The organism is Altererythrobacter sp. CAU 1644 (assembly GCF_029623755.1).
Classification (GTDB): domain Bacteria; phylum Pseudomonadota; class Alphaproteobacteria; order Sphingomonadales; family Sphingomonadaceae; genus Erythrobacter; species Erythrobacter arenosus.
The window spans coordinates 2,085,170-2,104,388 of sequence record NZ_CP121106.1; the positions used below are offsets into that span (position 1 = coordinate 2,085,170).

13 protein-coding genes are annotated in these 19,219 nt (G+C 63.4%); 10 read left to right on the top strand and 3 right to left on the bottom strand.

The window, feature by feature from the left end; translation table 11 throughout:
- Positions 1-8 precede the first annotated feature (8 nt).
- The gene (locus P7228_RS10390) at positions 9-1,493 is read left to right on the top strand and encodes a tryptophan halogenase family protein (RefSeq protein WP_278015172.1); all 1,485 of its coding nucleotides are present in this window, start codon (positions 9-11) and stop codon (positions 1,491-1,493) included.
- Between the two features lie 16 nt (positions 1,494-1,509).
- Here P7228_RS10390 and hutC read toward each other — a convergent pair whose 3' ends face one another.
- On the bottom strand, positions 1,510-2,202 hold the full coding sequence (gene hutC / locus P7228_RS10395) for a histidine utilization transcriptional repressor HutC (protein ID WP_278015173.1): 693 nt from the start codon (positions 2,200-2,202) through the stop codon (positions 1,510-1,512).
- On the bottom strand, positions 2,199-3,569 hold the full coding sequence (locus P7228_RS10400) for a formimidoylglutamate deiminase (RefSeq protein WP_278015174.1): 1,371 nt from the start codon (positions 3,567-3,569) through the stop codon (positions 2,199-2,201). Before P7228_RS10400 ends, hutC begins: the two co-directional genes overlap by 4 nt.
- A 62-nt stretch (positions 3,570-3,631) precedes the next feature.
- On the opposite strand from P7228_RS10400, the gene hutI reads away from it, so the two are divergent.
- The 9 genes from hutI to P7228_RS10445 all read left to right on the top strand — a co-directional run bounded on the left by hutI (position 3,632) and on the right by P7228_RS10445 (position 17,820).
- A complete protein-coding gene (gene hutI, locus P7228_RS10405) occupies positions 3,632-4,849 on the top strand; it encodes an imidazolonepropionase (protein WP_278015175.1) in 1,218 nt (405 codons plus the stop codon).
- Complete coding sequence (gene hutH, locus P7228_RS10410; protein ID WP_278015176.1) at positions 4,842-6,374, top strand: histidine ammonia-lyase; 1,533 nt, start codon at positions 4,842-4,844, stop codon at positions 6,372-6,374. Before hutI ends, hutH begins: the two co-directional genes overlap by 8 nt.
- Positions 6,371-7,159, top strand: a complete 789-nt coding sequence (gene hutG, locus P7228_RS10415) for an N-formylglutamate deformylase (RefSeq protein ID WP_278015177.1) — start codon at positions 6,371-6,373, stop codon at positions 7,157-7,159. The genes hutH and hutG overlap by 4 nt, the downstream gene beginning before the upstream one ends.
- On the top strand, positions 7,156-8,829 hold the full coding sequence (gene hutU / locus P7228_RS10420; protein WP_278015178.1) for a urocanate hydratase: 1,674 nt from the start codon (positions 7,156-7,158) through the stop codon (positions 8,827-8,829). Before hutG ends, hutU begins: the two co-directional genes overlap by 4 nt.
- 80 nt (positions 8,830-8,909) lie before the next feature.
- Positions 8,910-12,563, top strand: a complete 3,654-nt coding sequence (locus tag P7228_RS10425) for a hydantoinase B/oxoprolinase family protein (RefSeq protein ID WP_278015179.1) — start codon at positions 8,910-8,912, stop codon at positions 12,561-12,563.
- Positions 12,556-13,800 carry an Nramp family divalent metal transporter gene (locus P7228_RS10430; RefSeq protein WP_278015180.1) on the top strand — a complete coding sequence of 415 codons (1,245 nt, stop codon included), beginning with the start codon at positions 12,556-12,558 and terminating at the stop codon, positions 13,798-13,800. The genes P7228_RS10425 and P7228_RS10430 overlap by 8 nt, the downstream gene beginning before the upstream one ends.
- A gap of 46 nt (positions 13,801-13,846) precedes the next feature.
- Entirely contained in the window at positions 13,847-14,761 is a 915-nt protein-coding gene (locus P7228_RS10435) for a LysR family transcriptional regulator (protein ID WP_278015181.1), read from the top strand.
- 216 nt (positions 14,762-14,977) lie between these two features.
- On the top strand, positions 14,978-16,225 hold the full coding sequence (locus P7228_RS10440) for a M14 family metallopeptidase (protein ID WP_278015182.1): 1,248 nt from the start codon (positions 14,978-14,980) through the stop codon (positions 16,223-16,225).
- Positions 16,222-17,820: an N-acyl-D-amino-acid deacylase family protein gene (locus tag P7228_RS10445; protein ID WP_278015183.1), complete on the top strand. Its 1,599-nt coding sequence runs from the start codon at positions 16,222-16,224 to the stop codon at positions 17,818-17,820. Before P7228_RS10440 ends, P7228_RS10445 begins: the two co-directional genes overlap by 4 nt.
- Before the next feature lie 103 nt (positions 17,821-17,923).
- On the opposite strand, the gene P7228_RS10450 is transcribed toward P7228_RS10445, so the two are convergent.
- Positions 17,924-19,141 carry an FAD-dependent oxidoreductase gene (locus tag P7228_RS10450; protein ID WP_278015184.1) on the bottom strand — a complete coding sequence of 406 codons (1,218 nt, stop codon included), beginning with the start codon at positions 19,139-19,141 and terminating at the stop codon, positions 17,924-17,926.
- Between the last annotated feature and the right edge of the window lie 78 nt (positions 19,142-19,219).

The window sequence follows — 19,219 nt, forward strand, 5'->3', positions numbered from 1 at the left end:
TCGCGGCGATGAGCGAAGCCAAACCACCCCATATCGTCGTGCTCGGCGGCGGCAGCGCGGGGTGGATCACGGCCTGCCTGCTCCACAAGGAGTGGGGCGCGAAGGGTGGACGAGTCACCGTCGTCGAAAGCCCGCAGATCGGAATCATCGGAGTGGGCGAAGGCTCTACCCCGCAGCTGAAGGCGATGTTCGATCACCTCGGTATTGCCGAAGCCGAGTGGATGGCGGCCTGCAACGCCACCTACAAGCTGGGTATCCGCTTCACCGGGTGGAGCGAACGCCCCGGGTTCGAGAGTTACTTCCACCCGTTCCCGGGGCCGGTCGATCTCCACACCGAGCCGGGTTTCATCCAGAATTGCACCTTGGCGCGGCGCGGTTTCGACGTACCAGCCCATCCCGACCAATGGTTCCTTGCTGCTAGCCTAGCTGAGGAGCGTAAGGCACCGCATCCAGCCGAAAGTTTTCCCTTCGCGCCAAGTTATGGCTACCATTTCGATGCGCACCGGCTGGGCGAATTCCTGCGCGAATGGGCAGTGGGGCAGGGCGTCGAGCATCGCCCACTCAAGGTCGTGGAGGTCGAGCTTACCGATGCAGGCGACGTCGCGGCGTTGCTGTGTGAAGGTGGGGAACGGATCGAAGGAGAGTTCTTCGTCGACTGTTCGGGCTTTCGCTCGTTCATCGCGCAGGAAAAGCTCGGCGTGCCGTTCCGATCGTTCTCCGAAAATCTGTTCAACGATCGCGCCGTGGTCCTCGCGACCGAACAGCAGGGAGGGTTCAAGCCGCAGACCGATAGTATCGCAATGCGCGCCGGTTGGCGCTGGTCGATCCCGCTGACCAACCGGATCGGCAATGGCTACGTCTATTCCTCACGCCATATCTCCGACGAGGAAGCCGAGGCGGAATTGCGCGCCGCCATAGGCATGACGGACTGCGACCAGCGGGCGCGAGTCCTGCAGATGAAAGTCGGCAGGGTGGAGGACAGCTGGCACCGCAATTGCCTTGCTGCCGGGCTGGCCCAGGGTTTCATCGAACCGCTTGAGGCCACCGCACTCCATATCGTGATCGCCACCGCGCTGGAATTCGCGCAGGCTTTTGCGGCGGGCGATTTCACGCCGCAGCATCGCGACGCCTTCAACCGCGGGGTCGCCGCGCGCTATGATGCGATCCGCGACTATATCGTCGCGCACTATCGATTGAGCCAACGCAGCGACACGGACTACTGGCGCGAAAACGCGTCAAACCACGATCTTTCGGACAGCCTCAAGGCGATGATGACGGCGTGGTTCACGCACAAGGACATTGCAGCGACCAACGCCGATGTGAACGAGGTGCAGGCCTACTCATCGATGAGCTGGCATTGCCTGTTTGCCGGCTATGGGACCTTTCCACCCCAGGAGAAAGTTGTCGCCCTACCAAGCAACTTGCGCGCAGCGGACCAGGAATCCGCGCGACGGCTCATCGATGCAAGCTCCTTGAACTTTCAGCCCATCTGAAGCTCGATCCGGTCGATCAAATCGGGAATTCGAGCCGGAAACCGCTCGTGTAGTAGAAAGTGACGGTGGTGACGGCCGTTCCATCCAGCCACGTCGTACGCTCCAGCGTAAAGAGCGCCGCACCCTCGTCTTCGCCGAGCGCCTCGGCCAAGGCCGCGTTAGCCCTGGTCGCCGAGAGACCGACCTCGCCATTGGTGAAGGGAATTTCGCGCACCAGCCATTCGTTGGCGCTGAGTTCGTCGAGCCTGGCTTCCTGAAAGTCCGGCACAGCGGCCAGGTTCACCCACCGGCTCTCGAAGGCGAAGGGCGCTCCGTCGGCAAGGTGCAGTGTTTCAAGGAAGCTAGCCCGGTCGCTATCACCGAGTTCCAGCCGAGCCCGGATTGCAACAGGTGGTTGGCGCATTGTTCGCTTCACGACACGATGGGAATAGGTTTGCCGTCGGTTCTCGACCTGCTCGCGCACCAATGGGATCTGCAATTGCGCCTGGTGAACGGGGAGGGGCCGCACCCTCGTGCCGCCCTTGCGCTTGCGTTCGATCATGCCCTCATCCGCGAGCGCCCTGAGCGCGCGGTTCATGGTCGTGCGAGAGCAATCATATTCGCTGGCGAGGTCGATTTCGCCGGGCATCTGTTCGCCCAGCGCCCATTCGCCGGCCACGATGCGCCGGCGGATATCTTCCCTGATCGAGCTGTGTGTGTTCGCGTTCACAGCGCGTCGCGCAGCTTGCGCATGGTAGTGGCGAAGCGCGCGCGGATCGCCTCGCGGCGCACGTGCAATCCCGCGCGCACAATGTGCCTACCGGCGGACCAGACGTCGGAAACGGCGGGTTCCTCAAGGCCGAATATCCACGCATCGAGGCACTGGTCCGGTTCAGGCCAGTCGAGAAATGGCACGTCATCACGCAAGGCAACGAAATCGGCGAGCTTGCCGATTGCAATCTCGCCTGCGTCCCTTCCGATCGCTTGCGCGCCGCCACTTGCCGCGCGCCGATAAAGATGACGGCCATTCGAGGGAGCATCAGGCTCGGTCAGCAGTGTGCGCTGGCGGTGCTTGAGGCGCTGTGACGTTTCGAGCGCGCGCAATTCCTCCGCTACCGACAGGCGGATGTTCGAATCCGATCCGATCCCGAAACGCCCTCCAACGATGAGGTATTCCACCGCGGGGAAGATGCCGTCGCCAAGGTTGGCTTCGGTGGTGGGGCAGAGGCCGGCGACAGCTCGCGATGCGGCCAGGCCTTGCACCTCGGGGTCGTCCAGATGCGTGGCGTGGATCAGGCACCAGCGGGCGTCGACCGGCAGGTTGTCGAGCAGCCAGCGGACTGGTCGCGCCCCGAGATGGGCCTCAACCTCCTCCACTTCCTTGATCTGTTCCGCGGCGTGGATGTGGATCGGTCCATCAGGGCAGAGCGCGAGACATGCGTCGAGACCCGCTCGATCGACAGCCCGAAGCGAATGCGGAGCGATGCCAAGGCGAAAGTCGGCGGGCAGTTCCGTCGCCCTGGTCTGAAGCGCTGCGTAAAGGCGCTCGAACGTGGCGATGTCGCAGCCGAAGCGGCGCTGACCGTCACCGAGCTTGCGCTGGTCGAGCCCGCCATAGGTGTAGAGCACCGGCAGATGGGTCAGCCCGATGCCGCTGTCCTGGCTCGCCGCCAAGATCCGCGCAGAAGTCTCTGCCAAATCGTCATAATGCGCGCCGTTCGGCCGATGGTGCAGATAGTGAAACTCGGCCGAAGCGGTGTAGCCCGCCTCGGCCATGTCCATTTGAACCTGCGCGGCGATCGCCTCTATGTCTTCGGGCGTCAGCAGGTCTAGAAAACGGTACATGACCTGCCGCCAGGTCCAGAAATCGTCGGAACCGGACGGTCCGCGTTGCTCGGCCAGGCCCGCCATTGCGCGCTGGAAGCTGTGCGTGTGGACATTGGCCATGCCAGGCAGCAGCGTGCCGACTGCAGTCGCCGGGTCAAAGCCCTCCGCGCCAACCGATACGATTCGTCCATCATCACCGAAGCGTACGGCGGCATTGGTCATCCAGCCATCGGGTCCGAGCAGCCGGCGGGCCGAAATTGTCGCACTCATATATTGCCCTACTCGCGGAATATGTGCATACATAATCACAGAATCGGCAACAAGGCAAGGCGATGGGGAAGCGGGTTTTCACGAATTGTCGCGCAACGACCATGGTTGCGGGCGGCGACGCCTACGGCCTCGTCGAAGACGCGGCGATCGTGGTTGACGACGGGCGGATCGACTGGGTCGGTTCGGCCCCGATGATACCGCCGCAGTATTCGGATTACCCGCGTACCGACCTTGGGGGCGCGCTCGTCACGCCGGCGCTGATCGATTGCCACACCCATCTCGTATTCGGCGGCGACCGCAGCCGAGAATTCGCGCTCCGGCTTGAAGGCGCAAGCTATGAGGAGATCGCCAAGGCAGGAGGCGGTATCCGCTCGACGGTATCGGCGACGCGCGAAGCGAGCGACGAGGAATTGCTCGCCGACGCGTTGCGCCGGATCGACGACCTGATCGCCGATGGGGTCGCGGTCATCGAGATCAAATCGGGCTACGGCCTGACCATCGAGCACGAAATGCGCATGTTGCGGGTTGCGCGAGCGATCGAAACCCATCGTCCGGTCCATATTGTCACGAGCTGGCTCGCCGCCCATGCGCTGCCGCCCGAATTCGATGGCGAGCCCGACCGCTATGTGGACGAGGTTGTCTTGCCCGGGCTCGAAATGGCGGCCGCCGAGGGGCTGGTCGACGCGGTCGACGGGTTTTGCGAGGGAATTGGCTTCACTCCAGCACAGATCCGCCGCGTCTTCGAAAAGGCGCAAGAACTGGGCGTGCGGGTCAAGCTTCACGCCGAGCAGTTGAGCGACCTCAAGGGCGCGGTCTTGGCAGCAGAGTACGATGCCTTGTCTGCCGACCACCTCGAATGGCTCGCGCCCGAGGATGCAGCGGTACTGGCGGAGAAGGCCGTCGTCGCGGTGCTCCTTCCGGGTGCCTTCTACGCGCTGCGCGAGACGCGCCTGCCGCCGCTGGAGGCGCTGCGCGAACATGGCGTGGCGATGGCGCTCGCGACCGACTGCAATCCCGGCAGCTCTCAGCTTTCCTCGCTACGGCTGGCAATGAACATGGGATGCACCCTGTTTCGCATGACCGCGGAGGAAGCGCTCGCGGGCGCGACCCGCAACGGCGCGAAGGCGCTGGGGCTGGAGGCCGAATACGGCACGATCGAATCCGGCAAGCGCGCCGATCTCGCCGTGTGGGACGTCTCCCACCCCGACTATCTCAGCTACTGGATCGGCGGGCGCCTGCTGCGCGGCCGGATCACTGCAGGAACTTACCACGATGCATGATTTGTCGCCCGGATCGCTGGGGCTGGCCGAGCTCGAAACGCTCTACCGCTCCTCCGGTCCCTTCCGTATCGATGATGCCGCGATGATCGATGTCGCACGGTCGGCCGACCGGCTGGCGGCAGCTGTGGGCACAGGCGAAGCGATCTACGGGGTCAACACCGGCTTCGGCAAGCTTGCCAGCGTGCGCATCGGCGCGGAGGACCTGGGCACGCTCCAGCGCAATCTCGTGCTCTCGCACAGTGCCGGTTTCGGCGAGCCGCTCGCGCCGGAAATCGTTCGCTTTATCATTGCGCTGAAGTGCCTCTCGCTCGGACGCGGGGCCTCGGGCGTACGGCCCGTCGTCGTCGAGCGACTGCAGCAACTGGTCGAGGCCGATGTTATCCCTGTCGTGCCGGAAAAGGGATCGGTGGGCGCATCGGGCGACCTCGCCCCGCTCGCCCACGTAGCCGCGACGCTGATCGGGGAGGGGGTTGCCTTCTACAAGGGCGAGCGCATGGCGGCGGGCGAGGCGCTGCAGCGCGCCGCCCTCGAACCGTTGGTGCTTGAGGCGAAGGAAGGCCTTGCGCTCTTGAACGGTACGCAGGTCTCGACCGGGCTTGCTCTTGCTGCGCTGTTCGACAGCTGGCGGCTGGCGGTGAACTCGCTGGTGACGACTGCTCTGTCGCTCGATGCGGCGATGGGCTCCACTGCGCCATTCCGCGAGGAGATCCACACGCTGCGCGGCCACCGCGGGCAGATCGTCGCTGCCGAGATCATCCGCGACCTCCTCGAAGGATCGCAAATCCGCGAGAGCCACCGGGAGGACGATCTGCGCGTTCAGGACCCCTATTGCCTGCGCTGCGCGCCACAGGTGATCGGCGCTTGTCTCGATCAGCTTGCCCATGCGGGCAAGGTGCTGCGGATCGAGGCCAATGCCGCGACCGATAACCCGCTGGTGCTGTCCGATGGGTCGATCGTGTCGGGCGGGAATTTCCACGCCGAGCCGGTCGGCATGGCGGCCGACGGGATCGCCATCGCCGTGTCCGAAATCGGCGCCATCGCGCAGCGCCGCATCGCGCTGCTGGTCGATCCGGCGCTAAGCTTCGGCCTGCCCGCCTTTCTCGCGCCGTCGCCGGGCCTGCAGTCGGGCCTGATGATCGCCGAGGTGACCAGCGCCGCCCTGATGAGCGAGAACAAGGCGCTCGCAAACCCTCGCGTGGTGGATTCGACGCCGACCTCGGCCAACCAGGAAGACCATGTCTCGATGGCCTGCCACGGGGCGCGGCGCCTGTTCGAAATGAACGCCAATCTTGCCGCCATCCTCGGCATCGAGGCGATGACTGCGGCGCAAGGGGTCGAATGCCGCGCGCCGCTTGAAACCAGCGCCACACTACAGGCAACCATGGAGCGCATCCGTGCGGCTTCGCCCGCCCTCACCGGAGACCGGCTGATGGAGCCCGACATTGCGGCCATGGCGGATCTGCTTGGCTCGGAATTGCTGGCCGACGGCATTGCGGCAGACACTATCGCAGGCTTCGAGGCGTGAACCCGGTCACAGTCATCCCGGGCAATTCGCCGATCGTGCTGGCCCAGCCGCATTCAGGGACCTTTTTGCCGGAGGACATCGCTGCGAACCTGACCGAACGCGGCGCGATGCTGGCCGATACCGACTGGCACATTCCGCAGCTTTACGAGGGCCTCGTTCCGCAAGCCACGGTGGTGCGTGCGGAGTTCAACCGCTACGTCATCGACGCCAACCGACCGCCCGATGGGGCGAGCCTGTATCCCGGGCAGAACACCACCGGCCTCGTGCCTATGGTCGATTTCGAGAACCGACCGCTCTGGCGCGAGGAGCCGGAGGAGGCAGAGATTGCGCGACGCCGCGAAGCCTTCCACGTGCCCTACCATGCCGCCCTGAGCGCCGAGCTGGATCGCACACGCGCAGCGCATGGCTTCGTCGTGCTCTACGATTGCCACTCGATCCAGTCGCGCTTGCCTTACCTGTTCGACGGCACGCTGCCCGACCTCAATATCGGCACCAATGGCGGCACGACCTGCGCTCCCGCAATCGAGCGTGTGGCGAAGGATGCCTGCGCCGCCAGCCCCTACAGCAGCGCGCTCAACGGTCGCTTCAAGGGCGGCTGGACCACGCGCCACTATGGCGAACCGGCACGCGGCATCCACGCGATCCAGATGGAGATCGCGCAACTGACCTATCTCGAAGCGGAGGAACCGCCCTTCGCCTACGCCCCCGACAAGGCCGCCGACCTGCGCGATACGCTCGCCGCGGTTTTCGCTGCCATCGAAAGCACCTTCGGAGATCTTGCATGACTATCGACCGCCGCAATGCCCGCGAAATCAAGTCGCCCACCGGCCCCGATCTTAACTGTCGCAGCTGGCAGACTGAGGCGCCGTTCCGGATGATCCAGAACAATCTCGACCGCGAAGTGGCCGAGAACCCGGACGAGTTGGTCGTCTATGGCGGCATTGGCCGCGCGGCGCGCAGTTGGGCTGATTTCGAGGCGATCCTGGCCAGTCTCAAGACCTTGTCCGACGACGAGACGCTGCTGGTGCAGTCGGGCAAGCCGGTCGGCGTCTTCCGGACCCATAGCGATGCCCCGCGCGTGCTGATCGCCAATTCCAACATCGTGCCGCTCTGGGCGGATTGGGACCATTTCAGCGAGCTCGATCGCAAGGGGCTGATGATGTACGGCCAGATGACGGCCGGGTCGTGGATCTACATTGGCACGCAAGGGATCGTGCAGGGCACCTACGAGACCTTCGTGGAGGCGGGCCGCAAGCATTACGACGGCGACCTCACGGGCAAATGGATCCTCACCGGGGGGCTCGGCGGGATGGGCGGCGCGCAGCCGCTCGCGGCGGTAATGGCGGGCGCGTGCTGCCTCGCGGTTGAGTGCAATCCCGAGAGCATCGATTTCCGCCTGCGCACGCGCTACCTCGATGAAAAGACTGACAGCGTGGACGAGGCGCTCGCGATGATCGAGCGCTGGACCGCGGCGGGCGAGGCGAAGTCGGTCGGCCTGCTGGGCAATGCCGCCGAGGTGTTCCCTGAACTGGTGAAGCGCGGCATTCGCCCCGATATCGTCACCGACCAGACCAGCGCGCACGACCCGGTCAATGGTTACCTGCCCGAAGGCTGGACGATGGGCGAATGGCGCGAGAAGCGCGAAAGCGACCCCAAGGCGGTCGAAAAGGCCGCGCGCGCCTCGATGCGCAAGCAGGTCGAAGCCATGCTTGCTTTCTGGGATGCGGGCGTACCGACGCTCGATTATGGCAACAACATTCGCCAGGTCGCACTGGAAGAGGGGCTGGAGAACGCCTTCGCTTTCCCCGGCTTCGTACCCGCCTATATCCGTCCACTGTTTTGCCGCGGCGTCGGGCCGTTCCGCTGGGCCGCGCTTTCGGGCGATCCGGAGGACATCTACAAGACCGATGCCAAGGTGAAGGAGCTGCTGCCCGACAACCACCACCTGCACAACTGGCTCGACATGGCGCGTGAACGGATAGCCTTCCAGGGCCTGCCCGCGCGCATCTGCTGGGTCGGGCTGGGTGATCGTCACCGGCTCGGCATGGCGTTCAACGAAATGGTCGCGAACGGCGAGTTGAAGGCGCCGGTGGTTATCGGCCGCGATCATCTCGACAGCGGTTCGGTCGCCAGCCCCAATCGTGAGACCGAGGCGATGAAGGATGGCAGCGACGCGGTCAGCGACTGGCCGTTATTGAATGCGCTGCTCAACACCGCCAGCGGCGCGACCTGGGTCAGCCTGCACCACGGTGGCGGGGTCGGCATGGGCTTCAGCCAGCACGCCGGCATGGTGATCGTCGCCGACGGGACCGAGGATGCGGCGCGCCGCCTCGAACGCGTGCTGTGGAACGACCCGGCGACTGGCGTGATGCGCCATGCCGATGCGGGCTACGAGGATGCACTCGATTGCGCACGTGAGAAGGGGTTGCGGCTGCCGGGCATTCTCGGCAACTGATCGGCGGAACTCGGCGATTGCGAAAGCGCACCCGCTGGCCCAATATCGCGCCTTCACAACGGGCGGGATGTTGATCTCTCATGGGTTTTGCGGGTGCAGACCGGTCGGACGGCAAGTGGGAGTTCTGGATCGATCGTGGTGGAACTTTCACCGATGTCGTTGCCCAGACACCTGCCGGCGAGTTGCTCACGCGCAAATACCTATCCGAGAATCCCGGCGCCTATGAGGATGCGGCGCTCCACGGAGTGCGTGAGCTGCTGGGCCTTGATGCAGATAAGGATATTTCATTGGAGCGGGTCGCAGCGCTCAAGATGGGAACGACCGTCGCTACCAATGCCCTGCTCGAGCGCAAGGGGGAGCGAACCCTGCTCGCGGTAACCCGCGGCCTGCGCGATGTGCTGGAGATCGGTTATCAGTCACGACCCAGGACATTCGCGCTGAATATCGAGAAACCCGCATTGCTTTACAGCGACGTGGTCGAGATTGATGAGCGGGTCAGAGACGACGGACACATCGAGCAAGAGCTAGATATTGATAAGGCTCGCGTAGCCTTGAGTACGAAATACGGCGAAGGTTATCGCTCGGTCGCGATCGTGCTGATGCACTCCTATGAATACCCGGCGCATGAAAGGGCGCTCGCCGAGGTAGCGCGCGAAATCGGCTTCACCCAGGTTTCGGCCAGCCATGAGGTCAGCCCGCTCACGAAAATCGTCGCGCGGGGAGAGACAACCGTGGTCGACGCCTATCTCTCGCCGGTCCTGCGCGAATATGTCGAGAGAATTTCCGCGGCGTTCCGGCACCGGCAATCTCCGGGGCAATTGCTGTTCATGAAGTCGTCTGGAGGACTGACCGATGCAGCGGAATTCCGCGGTCGGGACGCAATCCTCTCCGGGCCAGCCGGGGGGATCGTAGGTTGCGTCCACACCGCGCGCCTGGCCGGGTTCGACCGGGTGATCGGCTTCGACATGGGTGGGACCTCGACCGACGTCTCCCACTACGCGGGCGAATATGAGAAGGCCTACGAAACACAGGTCGCGGGCGTCAGCATGCGCGTGCCCATGCTGCACATTCACACCGTGGCGGCTGGGGGTGGCTCGATCCTGCGATATGAAGACGGGCGCCTGCGCGTCGGTCCGGAATCCGCGGGCGCCAATCCCGGACCGGCCTGCTATCGCCGCGGCGGACCGCTGGCCGTAACCGACATCAACCTGTGCCTCGGCAAATTTCAACCTGAGCATTTCCCGCACATATTCGGGCCGCAGCAAGACTTGCCGCTCGACGCCGCCGCCTCCCGCGAAGGTTTCGAAGCCATCGCACGCGAGATCGACGACGGCCGGACCGCGGAAGACGTGGCCGAGGGCTTCCTCGAGATCGCGGTCGAACACATGGCGCAGGCGATCAAGAAGATCTCGATTGCGCGCGGTTACGATGTGCAGAACTATGTGCTCAATTGCTTCGGCGGGGCAGGGGGGCAGCATGCCTGCCTCGTCGCCGAGCGGCTCGGCATTACGAGGATCCTGCTGCATCCCTTCGCAGGTGTCTTGTCGGCCTATGGCATGGGCCTCGCCGCAATCCACACCGAGCGACAGCGCGTCATCGACCGTCCGCTTGAGCCGGGGATCGTGGATGATATCGAGCAAGCGGTGGGCCAGCTGCAGCAGCTTAACGCGGAAGAGTTGCGAGGCCAGGGGCTGGATCATGCGGCAATCGATCACCGACCAGCCGCGCTGCTGCGTTATCGCGGCACAGAAACCAGCATTCGCGTCCCACTTGGCTCGCCTGGTGCGATGGTCGAAGCATTCGAAGCGGCACATCGCCGGCAATTCGGCTTTCTCGCACCGGGGAAGGCCATCATGCTCGACACGTTGGTGGTAGAATCCGGCGGTGGTGGAGAATCGATTGCCGAGCAGGCAGCCGACTTCGCCTGCAGCGACGCGCCGAGCCCGATTGCCTCACACCGCATCTTTTCAGGTGGTCAATGGCATCCGGCCGAGGTCTTCGACATCGCTGGCCTGAGGCGCGGTCATGCGATTGCCGGCCCAGCGATTATCATCGAGCCAACCGGGACCATCGTGATCGAACGCGGGTGGTCGGGTACCATCAATCGGTTCGGCCATCTGGTTCTGGAACGCGTGGCTGATCTCAACCGCACCGGAGTTTCACCTGATACATGCGATCCGGTGACGCTCGAGATATTCAACAGCCTGTTCATGTCGATCGCCGAGCAAATGGGGATCGTGCTGCGCAACACTTCCCAGTCGGTCAATGTGAAGGAGCGGCTCGACTTCTCCTGCGCGATTTTCGATCGCGCGGGGAATCTCGTCGCCAATGCGCCGCATGTTCCGGTCCATCTCGGTTCGATGGATGCCAGCGTGAAAGTGATCATCGAGAGCGGAGTGCCGATCGAGCCGGGCGATGCGTTCGTTCAGAACAATCCGCACAATGGCGGCTCCCATCTACCTGATATTACGGTGGTTTCGCCCGTCTTCGACGATCGCGACGAACAGATCCTGTTCTTCGTCGCTTCGCGGGCGCATCACGAGGACGTCGGCGGCATCGCACCGGGATCCATGTCTCCGCTGGGCAGAACGATCCATGAAGAAGGCGTGCTGCTCGACAATCTCAAGCTGGTCGAGCGCGGGTCGTTCATGACCGAGCGGATCGAACGCGCGCTGGGCGAAGGACCCTATCCGGCGCGCAATATCGCGCAGAACGTGGCCGACCTGATGGCGCAGGTTGCGGCCAACGCGGCGGGCGCTGGGGAGTTGCAAAGGCTGGTTGCCGAATACGGTAACGAGGTCGTGCAGGCCTATATGGGGCATATCCAGGCCACCGCCGAGCAGGCTGTCAGGCTGGTCATCCGCCAGTTGGAGCCGGGCGAGTTCAGCCTTGATCTCGACAATGGTGCGACGATCAGAGTGGCGATCCGGCCCGACCGCTCCGCTGGAACCGCCACAATCGACTTCAGCGGGACGACTTCCCAACAGGAAAGTGCATTCAATGCGCCGCCTGCAATTACCCGGGCGGCGGTGCTCTATGTCTTCCGTTGCCTGGTGGATGACGAAATCCCGCTCAATGCCGGGTGCATGGAGCCGCTCGAGATCATCGTGCCCGAAGGATCATTGCTGAATCCCAGGTTTCCTGCGGCCGTGGTCGCAGGCAATGTCGAGACCAGCCAGGCGATCACCGATGCGCTGTTCGGGGCGCTAGGACGGCTAGGGTCGAGCCAGGGGACCATGAACAACCTGACCTTCGGCAATGCCCGCTACCAATATTACGAGACGATCTGCTCGGGTGCACCGGCTGGTCCGGGATTCGATGGCGCTGCGGCGGTTCACACGCACATGACCAACACCCGCATGACCGACCCCGAAATTCTCGAACATCGCTATCCGGTGGTGCTCGACGAGTTCAGTATCGATCGCGGTTCGGGTGGGCGCGGGCGATGGAACGCGGGCGACGGCATCACGCGCAGGATTCGCTTTCTTGAGCCGATGGAATGCTCGATCCTGTCCGAGCACCGCGTGGTCGCGCCGCGGGGAACGCAGGGAGGCAAGGATGGCCGGGTTGGGCGAAACACGGTTGAACGTTCCGATGGGACAGTGGTCGACCTGGGCGGCTGCGGACAGGCCAGCGTCGACCGGGGAGATCGGATCGTGATCGAAACGCCGACGGGGGGCGGGTTCGGCCATCCGGACATGAGAGAGCAGAAGAGGGGGCCGCTTGATGCTTAGCCGGATCAGGAACATCGGCCCCGGCGCGTTGGTGACGGCGGCTTTCATTGGACCCGGTACGGTAACCACCAGCACGCTCGCCGGGGCGAGCTTCGGATATACGCTGCTATGGGCGGTCCTGTTCGCGACTGTGGCGACCATGGTCCTTCAGGAGATGTCGGCAAGGCTCGGTGTCGTGACGCAGAAAGGGCTGGGCGAGACGCTGGTCGAAGTCTTGCGTACGTCCTTTTGGCGTTGGCCGATGATCGTCTTGATCGGGCTGGCGCTCTATCTCGGCAATTCGGCTTATGAGGCCGGCAACCTGTCGGGCGCTGCACTTGGCCTGGCGGCATTGACTGGCGATAGCGAAGGTTCATTCGTGCTTTCGGTCGGAGCAATTGCTGCGCTTGCGGCAGGTCTGTTGTGGGTGGGAAGCTATCGCCACATCGAACGCGTGCTTGTGGGCCTCGTCGTCGTGATGGCCCTGGCGTTCGTCGCGACTTTCGCAATCGTGCGACCCGACCTCGGGGCGCTGGGCAGAGGTCTCCTTGTACCCGCTATTCCGGAAGGCGGGTTGCTCACGGTCGTTGCGCTCATCGGTACCACCGTGGTCCCCTACAATCTGTTTCTGCATGCTGCCGCAGCGAAGCGGCGGTGGCCCAGTCCCGAAAGCCTGTCCGACGCGCGTGCCGACACAGCCATTGCCATCGGCCTGGGAGGGCTCATCACGATCCTGATCGTTTCGACCGCGGCGGCGAGCATGTTCGCGGCGGGTCTAAGCGTGGAGAGCGCCGGCGACATGGCGACCCAGCTTGAACCGCTGTTCGGTTCCTACTCAAAGTACCTGCTGGGGGCCGGGCTATTCGCCGCGGGGCTTTCCAGCGCGATCACTGCCCCGCTGGCGACGGCCTATGCGATGACAGAGATCTTGCCGATTGCGACCGGTTCCAAGCGCGCCATGCACAGGGCGGTTGCGCTTAGCGTGGTCGCTATCGGTGCCGCACTAGCGCTCGCCGGTATCAAGCCGATCACGATCATCCTGACGGCCCAGTTCGCCAATGGTCTGTTGCTTCCCATCATTGCCGTTTTCCTGCTGTTCGCCATGAATCAGAAGGCTGTGCTCGGCCGCTATGCGAATGGCGTGCTGACGAATACCGCTGGGGCAGCGGTGGTGCTGGTCGCAGCAATCTTGGGGTTGCGGCTGGTCCTCAGGGCCGCCGAATCCACCGAGTGGCTGGGGATCACCAGTCCTCTTTAGCCCCACAAAGCTTGCGCCCGCGGGAAAGCCATGCACACTGGACCGCATGAGGCTGCGCCAGATCGAGATCTTCTATCATGTCTATCGGGCCGGCTCGATCAGTGGGGCGGCGCGAAATCTGTTCGTATCGCAGCCTTCGGTCAGCAAGGTGCTGCGCCACCTTGAAGACCAGCTCGGTTTCGAACTGTTCACGCGCGACAAGGGGCGCCTCATCGCCACCGATGCGGCGCACGAGCTCTATGCCGACGTCGATCGGATCTATGACCAGATCCGGATGCTCAAGATATCGGCGGCGAATATCCGCAACCGCCGCGGCGAGCATCTTCGCCTTGGCGTACTTCCGTCTTTGAGTCTTTCGGTCGGGCCCGAACTGATCTCACGGATGCGCGATAACGATCCTCTGTTCAGCTTCGAGCTGACCACATTGCACTCGGCGGAAATCGGCAAGGCTCTGTACGAGAAGCGCAGCGACCTGTGCATCGGGTTCGAACCGCTCGAAGATCCCTTGCTGAAATCCTATCGCATCGGTGCGGGTAAGCTGGTCCTGGTTTCGGGCGATGCCATCGAACACGGTGACGGGCCGATCGATCCGGCGATATTGCACGGGACCGACTTCATCGGGATGCGCGAAAGCGGTCCGCTAGGCACGCTGATTGGCGGAGCGCTTTCCGCGCGCGAAATCGAGCCCAACGAGATCGTCACCGCCCATACCTATCACGTCGCATTATCACTGGCGCGGAAGCGGGTGGGGTTTGCCATTGCCGACCAGTATACAGCATTCTCCCACCTTGGGACCGGATTGCATCGCTACATGCTGGAAGATCTGCCGGAGTTCGAGATCTTTGCCACGGCGCTCGCCGACCATCCCTATGTGCAGCTGATCGAGGACACGGTGGCGACCTTGCGCAAGGTGCTGGTCGATTTCGATCGTGCCATCGCCGAGCTGGTCACCCCGGCTTAAATCCTCAGGCGGAATAACCGGGCGCTATACCGGACCTCCTTATTCTTCATGATCGAACGATTGCCGCATTGGCTGGGTTGCGGCAGCATGCGAACTACAGGGGGGCAGACCGTAGAAGGCTGTCCGTGGGGAGTGACGCATGAGAGCCTGTTTCCGATTTCGCCGGTCCGTTGCTGCGCAACCGGGCGGAAACCCAACGAACGGGGAAGTGGCTGCGTGAGGCGTCTTTCCACCATCATGCTTGCAGCCGCGACGCTGCTTGGCGGCTGCACCGCAGTATCGGAAGCCGATTCCGACTCATTCTCGGCCGCAGCCGGCTCTCCGGAGGTATTGTGCTTGGGCGCAGGCCTCCGCGTCGATACGGACTTCCCGGCTGGCGCCTTGGCCGGCTGCTCGGTCGAGCGAGATCGATCGATCAAGCTCAAGATCGAGCCGGAGGACGACCCGCCGATCAACTGCAGTCCGTGGTATGCCTTTCGGGTTGCTTCCGAACAGAGGCGAAAGGTCGAGATCGAGCTGGAATACAGCGATTGCGACCACCGTTACTGGCCCAAGATCAGTCGCGACGGGAAAACCTGGGAGCCGGTTCCGCGTGGCGACCTTTCACTCAAGCAGGCGACCATTCTGGATATCCTTGGGTACGATACGACCACCGGGGCGAAATTGACGATGCAGGTGGGGCCAGAGCCGATCTTCATTGCCGCGCAGGAGATATTCGTCCCCCCAACTTATGATGCATGGCTCGATGACATGGTCCGACATCAGGACGTATCCCGGTTCGTTCTCGGCAAGTCGGTCGAAGGGCGCGAGATCCCGGCCTTGACCATCGCTGCATCAGGGGAGGGCCAGCGCGAGACGGTGGTCCTGCTTGGCAGGCAGCATCCCCCAGAGGTGACCGGGGCACTGGCCTTGCTACCCTTCGTCGAGACGATCCTAGGCGATAGCGACCTTGCAAGGGCCTATCGTGCACGCTTTCGCACTGTGGTCGTGCCGATGCTCAACCCGGATGGTGTCGTTCACGGACATTGGCGGCACAATGTGCGCGGAATCGATCTGAACCGCGATTGGGGTCCGTTCACGCAGCCAGAGACGCAGCTCATGCGCGATCTGTTCGAACAGATTGCAGCAGATCCGCAGGACAAGCTTCGGCTGTTCATCGACTTTCATTCGACCCGGAACGACCTTGTTTACACGCTCGACAAGGAGCTCCCGACTGATCCGGCCGGCTTCACCGAGGCCTGGCTCGAGGCGTACCAGGCCCGCTTGCCGGGTTATCAAGTCAAGGAGGTGCCCGGTCACAATCGCGACAGCGCCGTGTCGAAGGCCTGGGTCTACGAACGGTTCGGTGTGCCGACCGCGACCTACGAGCTGGGGGACGAAACCGATCGCGCGCTTGTCCGCAGGCTCGGCGTGGCAGCTTCGGAGGCGATGATGCAGGCACTGCTGGAAACGCCAAGGGAATGAGAGCCAGCCGCCTCGCCGCATTGGCCCCAGCATGTCTCGGTCTGATCCTGCTGTCCGCGTGCCAATCGGTCGTCGCGGGCCCCGACCGGGAAGCGGCTGATCTTCTCATCACCGGGGGGACGGTGTTCGACGGCTCGCTTGCCGACGGCAGGCGCGTCGACGTGGTGGTCGACGATGGCCGGATATCCTTTGTGGGCGAGGGTGCTCGTGCGAGGTTCAATGCCGCAAAGACGATAGTTGCCGAGGGCCTGATCGTGGCGCCAGGCTTCATTGACCCCCACACACACGCCGATGAGGATCTGTCCTCGCCCGACGCGCCTAGGCGCGCCAATCTCGCCTTTGCTTTCCAAGGCGTTTCGAGCGTCGTCATCGGCAATGACGGCTTCGGTGCCCCAGACATTGCCGAGCAGGCGCAGCGAATGCGGGGGATGGGCGTCGGCACCAATGTCGCCTTTCTTGCTGGATTCGGTCCCATCCGCGAGGCCGCAGTCGGACTAGCCAATCGCGCTCCTACAGAGGCGGAGCTTGAGCTAATGAAGGCCTCGGTCCGCAAATCCATGTGCGAGGGCGCATGGGGTCTGTCGGCAGGTCTCTATTACGTGCCCCAGAATTACGCAGCGACTGACGAAGTGGTTGCCCTGGCCTCGGTAGCGGGCGCGCTCGGCGGCTATTACGATACGCATATGCGCGACGAGAGTACCTACAACATCTCGGTTACAGGTGCCGTCGCCGAGACACTGGAAATCGGACGGCGTGCCGGGCTTCCCGTCCATATCTCCCACATCAAGGCGCTGGGTCCTGAAGTCTGGGGCAAGAGCGCGGAGATGATCGCGCTGATCGAGGCGGCGCAGGAATCCGGCCAACGCGTAAGCGCCGACCAGTATCCGTGGTCAGCTTCGGGAACGCGGATCAGCAACGCGCTGGTGCCGCGATGGGCGCTAGAGGGTGGACTGTATGCGCTGCGAATGCGCTTCGATGATCCAGACCAACAGGCTGCAATTCGATCGGGAATCGCCGATGGGCTCGTGCGCAGGGGAGGTGCGGACAAGCTTCTCATCACAGGATCGCTGGAAGGGGCCGAAGTCGAGACAGGCAAGACTCTGGCCGAAGTAGCCCGGAGCATGGGCCTCGATCCGGTGGCGGCCGCCATTGCGATCCTGAAGCAGGGCGACGCGCGCGTCGCCTCCTTCAACATGAGCGAGGTGGACATCGCGGAATTCGCTCATCGCGAATGGGTAGTTACCGGATCCGACGGATCTTCGGGCCATCCGCGCAAATATGCCAGCTTTCCCAAAGCCTTCCGCGACCTCGTTGCAGATGGCGACATGCCTCTGGCACGCTTCATACGCCGCTCAAGCGCGCAGACTGCGGAGATCGTCGGGCTTGTAGATCGCGGCTATCTGAAGCCCGGCTATGCGGCTGATATCGTCATCTTCGACGCGCGGGAGTTTGCCCCGCGCGCCAGCTACCAGGAGCCAGACAAGCTATCGACCGGGGTGCGCTTTCTGATCGTGAATGGGGAACCTCTGATCAGTGACGGTAAATACACCGGCGCGCTCCCTGGCTTGCCCCTGGTGAAGCGAACGCAATGCTGAGAAAACTGTTTGGCACCGCCTTCTGGAAACGCGTCATCAATGCGCTTGTTCTGGGCGTCGCGACGACATGCGATATCGAGGAATATGTCTCAGCCGACGATCTCTAGCGAGCGGCAACCAGCTTGGAGAGCCTCTCGGCCGACCCCATTGCCAGTGTCCAGCCCAGCATGCCGTGGCCGCCATTTACCGCGATCCCCCGCTCCAACTGGCGAATGAGAGGCTGCGAGTTCGGTGTGAGGGGCCGGAATCCGGCCCAGCCCTGGTCGCATTCGGAGTAGACTGCGGCTTCCGGCAGGGATGCCCTGGCCGCATCTATCATCGTGTCTAGACGGTCGGGGGCGACCTCGCGATCGTGGCGACCCAGCTCGGCTATTCCAGCCACCAGCATTCGGGTGCCGATGTTGGTGAACACGATCCTTCGCTTGCTGTCCGTGATTGAAACGCAGGGGGGTGCATTTCCTATCGGCGCGGTGAAGGAATACCCCTTCATGGGCTCGATCGGGAGATTGTAACCCAGCGGCCGAAGAAGGCGAGCTGCGCAGTGGCCGTTTGCGACCACCACCTGCTGCGCGGACAGAACATCACCATTGTCGAGGTGCACGCGGGATTCGGTCTTGCCCCGTCCTATGGCCAGCACCTGGCGACGCAAGGCTAGCTTGGCACCAAACTCGCGCGCCGTCAGCTTCCACAGAGCGCGCGCAAAAGCATTGCAGTCACCCGTTTCGTCATCAGGGGCGTGGAGCGCCGCAGTTATCGGATCGGTCGACTGGGCAAGGGCAGGCTCGATCGCGCGGGCTTCATCAGCGCTGAGTAGAAATTGCCTCAGGCCGGCCGCGCGTTTCAGCTCCATGATTTCTCGTGCTGCGCGGACTTCCTTCTCGCCGCGCAGCAAGACCAGCTTGCCAACCTTGCGGCGGTCAAACTCGATCGGATGACGCGCGAGCAAGGCATTCATCGCGCTTCGCGACTGCTCGGCCAGGGCAAGAGTTTCCAGCGTGTTCTGGCGATAGGCGGATCCGGACGAGTTGCCCAGCAAGCGCAGCAGCCAGAGCAGGTAGTGTGGTTCGGGCCGCAGGCTCAATCGGAATGCGTCGTCGCAGCCAAGCAACAGACCGGGTAATTGCGAGAGAATGCCGGGGTTCGCGAGAGCATTGGTATGGCTATAGCTGAGTTGACGACCGTTGCCCCACGAGGCGCCGAGCGCAATTTCGGCTTCGCGTTCCACCAACCGGACCTGCCAGCCATCGCGGGCAAGCGTGTAAGCGCTTGTCACTCCGATGATTCCACCCCCGATGATCAGGGCCGTCCGTGGTTGTCCCATCGGCTGACATTGCGCGTGCGACCGTGGAGCGAATAGGACTATTCGGAGATGGTCTCATAGCTTCAATCTATGACCGAT

Bases quoted from the DNA above. Each gene is read 5' to 3' on its own strand.
- P7228_RS10390 (WP_278015172.1), top strand. From the start codon at position 9: ATGAGCGAAGCCAAACCACCCCATATCGTCGTGCTCGGCGGCGGCAGC.
- P7228_RS10400 (WP_278015174.1), bottom strand. From the start codon at position 3,569: ATGAGTGCGACAATTTCGGCCCGCCGGCTGCTCGGACCCGATGGCTGG.
- hutI (WP_278015175.1), top strand. From the start codon at position 3,632: ATGGGGAAGCGGGTTTTCACGAATTGTCGCGCAACGACCATGGTTGCG.
- hutH (WP_278015176.1), top strand. From the start codon at position 4,842: ATGCATGATTTGTCGCCCGGATCGCTGGGGCTGGCCGAGCTCGAAACG.
- hutU (WP_278015178.1), top strand. From the start codon at position 7,156: ATGACTATCGACCGCCGCAATGCCCGCGAAATCAAGTCGCCCACCGGC.
- P7228_RS10425 (WP_278015179.1), top strand. From the start codon at position 8,910: ATGGGTTTTGCGGGTGCAGACCGGTCGGACGGCAAGTGGGAGTTCTGG.
- P7228_RS10430 (WP_278015180.1), top strand. From the start codon at position 12,556: ATGCTTAGCCGGATCAGGAACATCGGCCCCGGCGCGTTGGTGACGGCG.
- P7228_RS10435 (WP_278015181.1), top strand. From the start codon at position 13,847: ATGAGGCTGCGCCAGATCGAGATCTTCTATCATGTCTATCGGGCCGGC.
- P7228_RS10445 (WP_278015183.1), top strand. From the start codon at position 16,222: ATGAGAGCCAGCCGCCTCGCCGCATTGGCCCCAGCATGTCTCGGTCTG.
- P7228_RS10450 (WP_278015184.1), bottom strand. From the start codon at position 19,141: ATGGGACAACCACGGACGGCCCTGATCATCGGGGGTGGAATCATCGGA.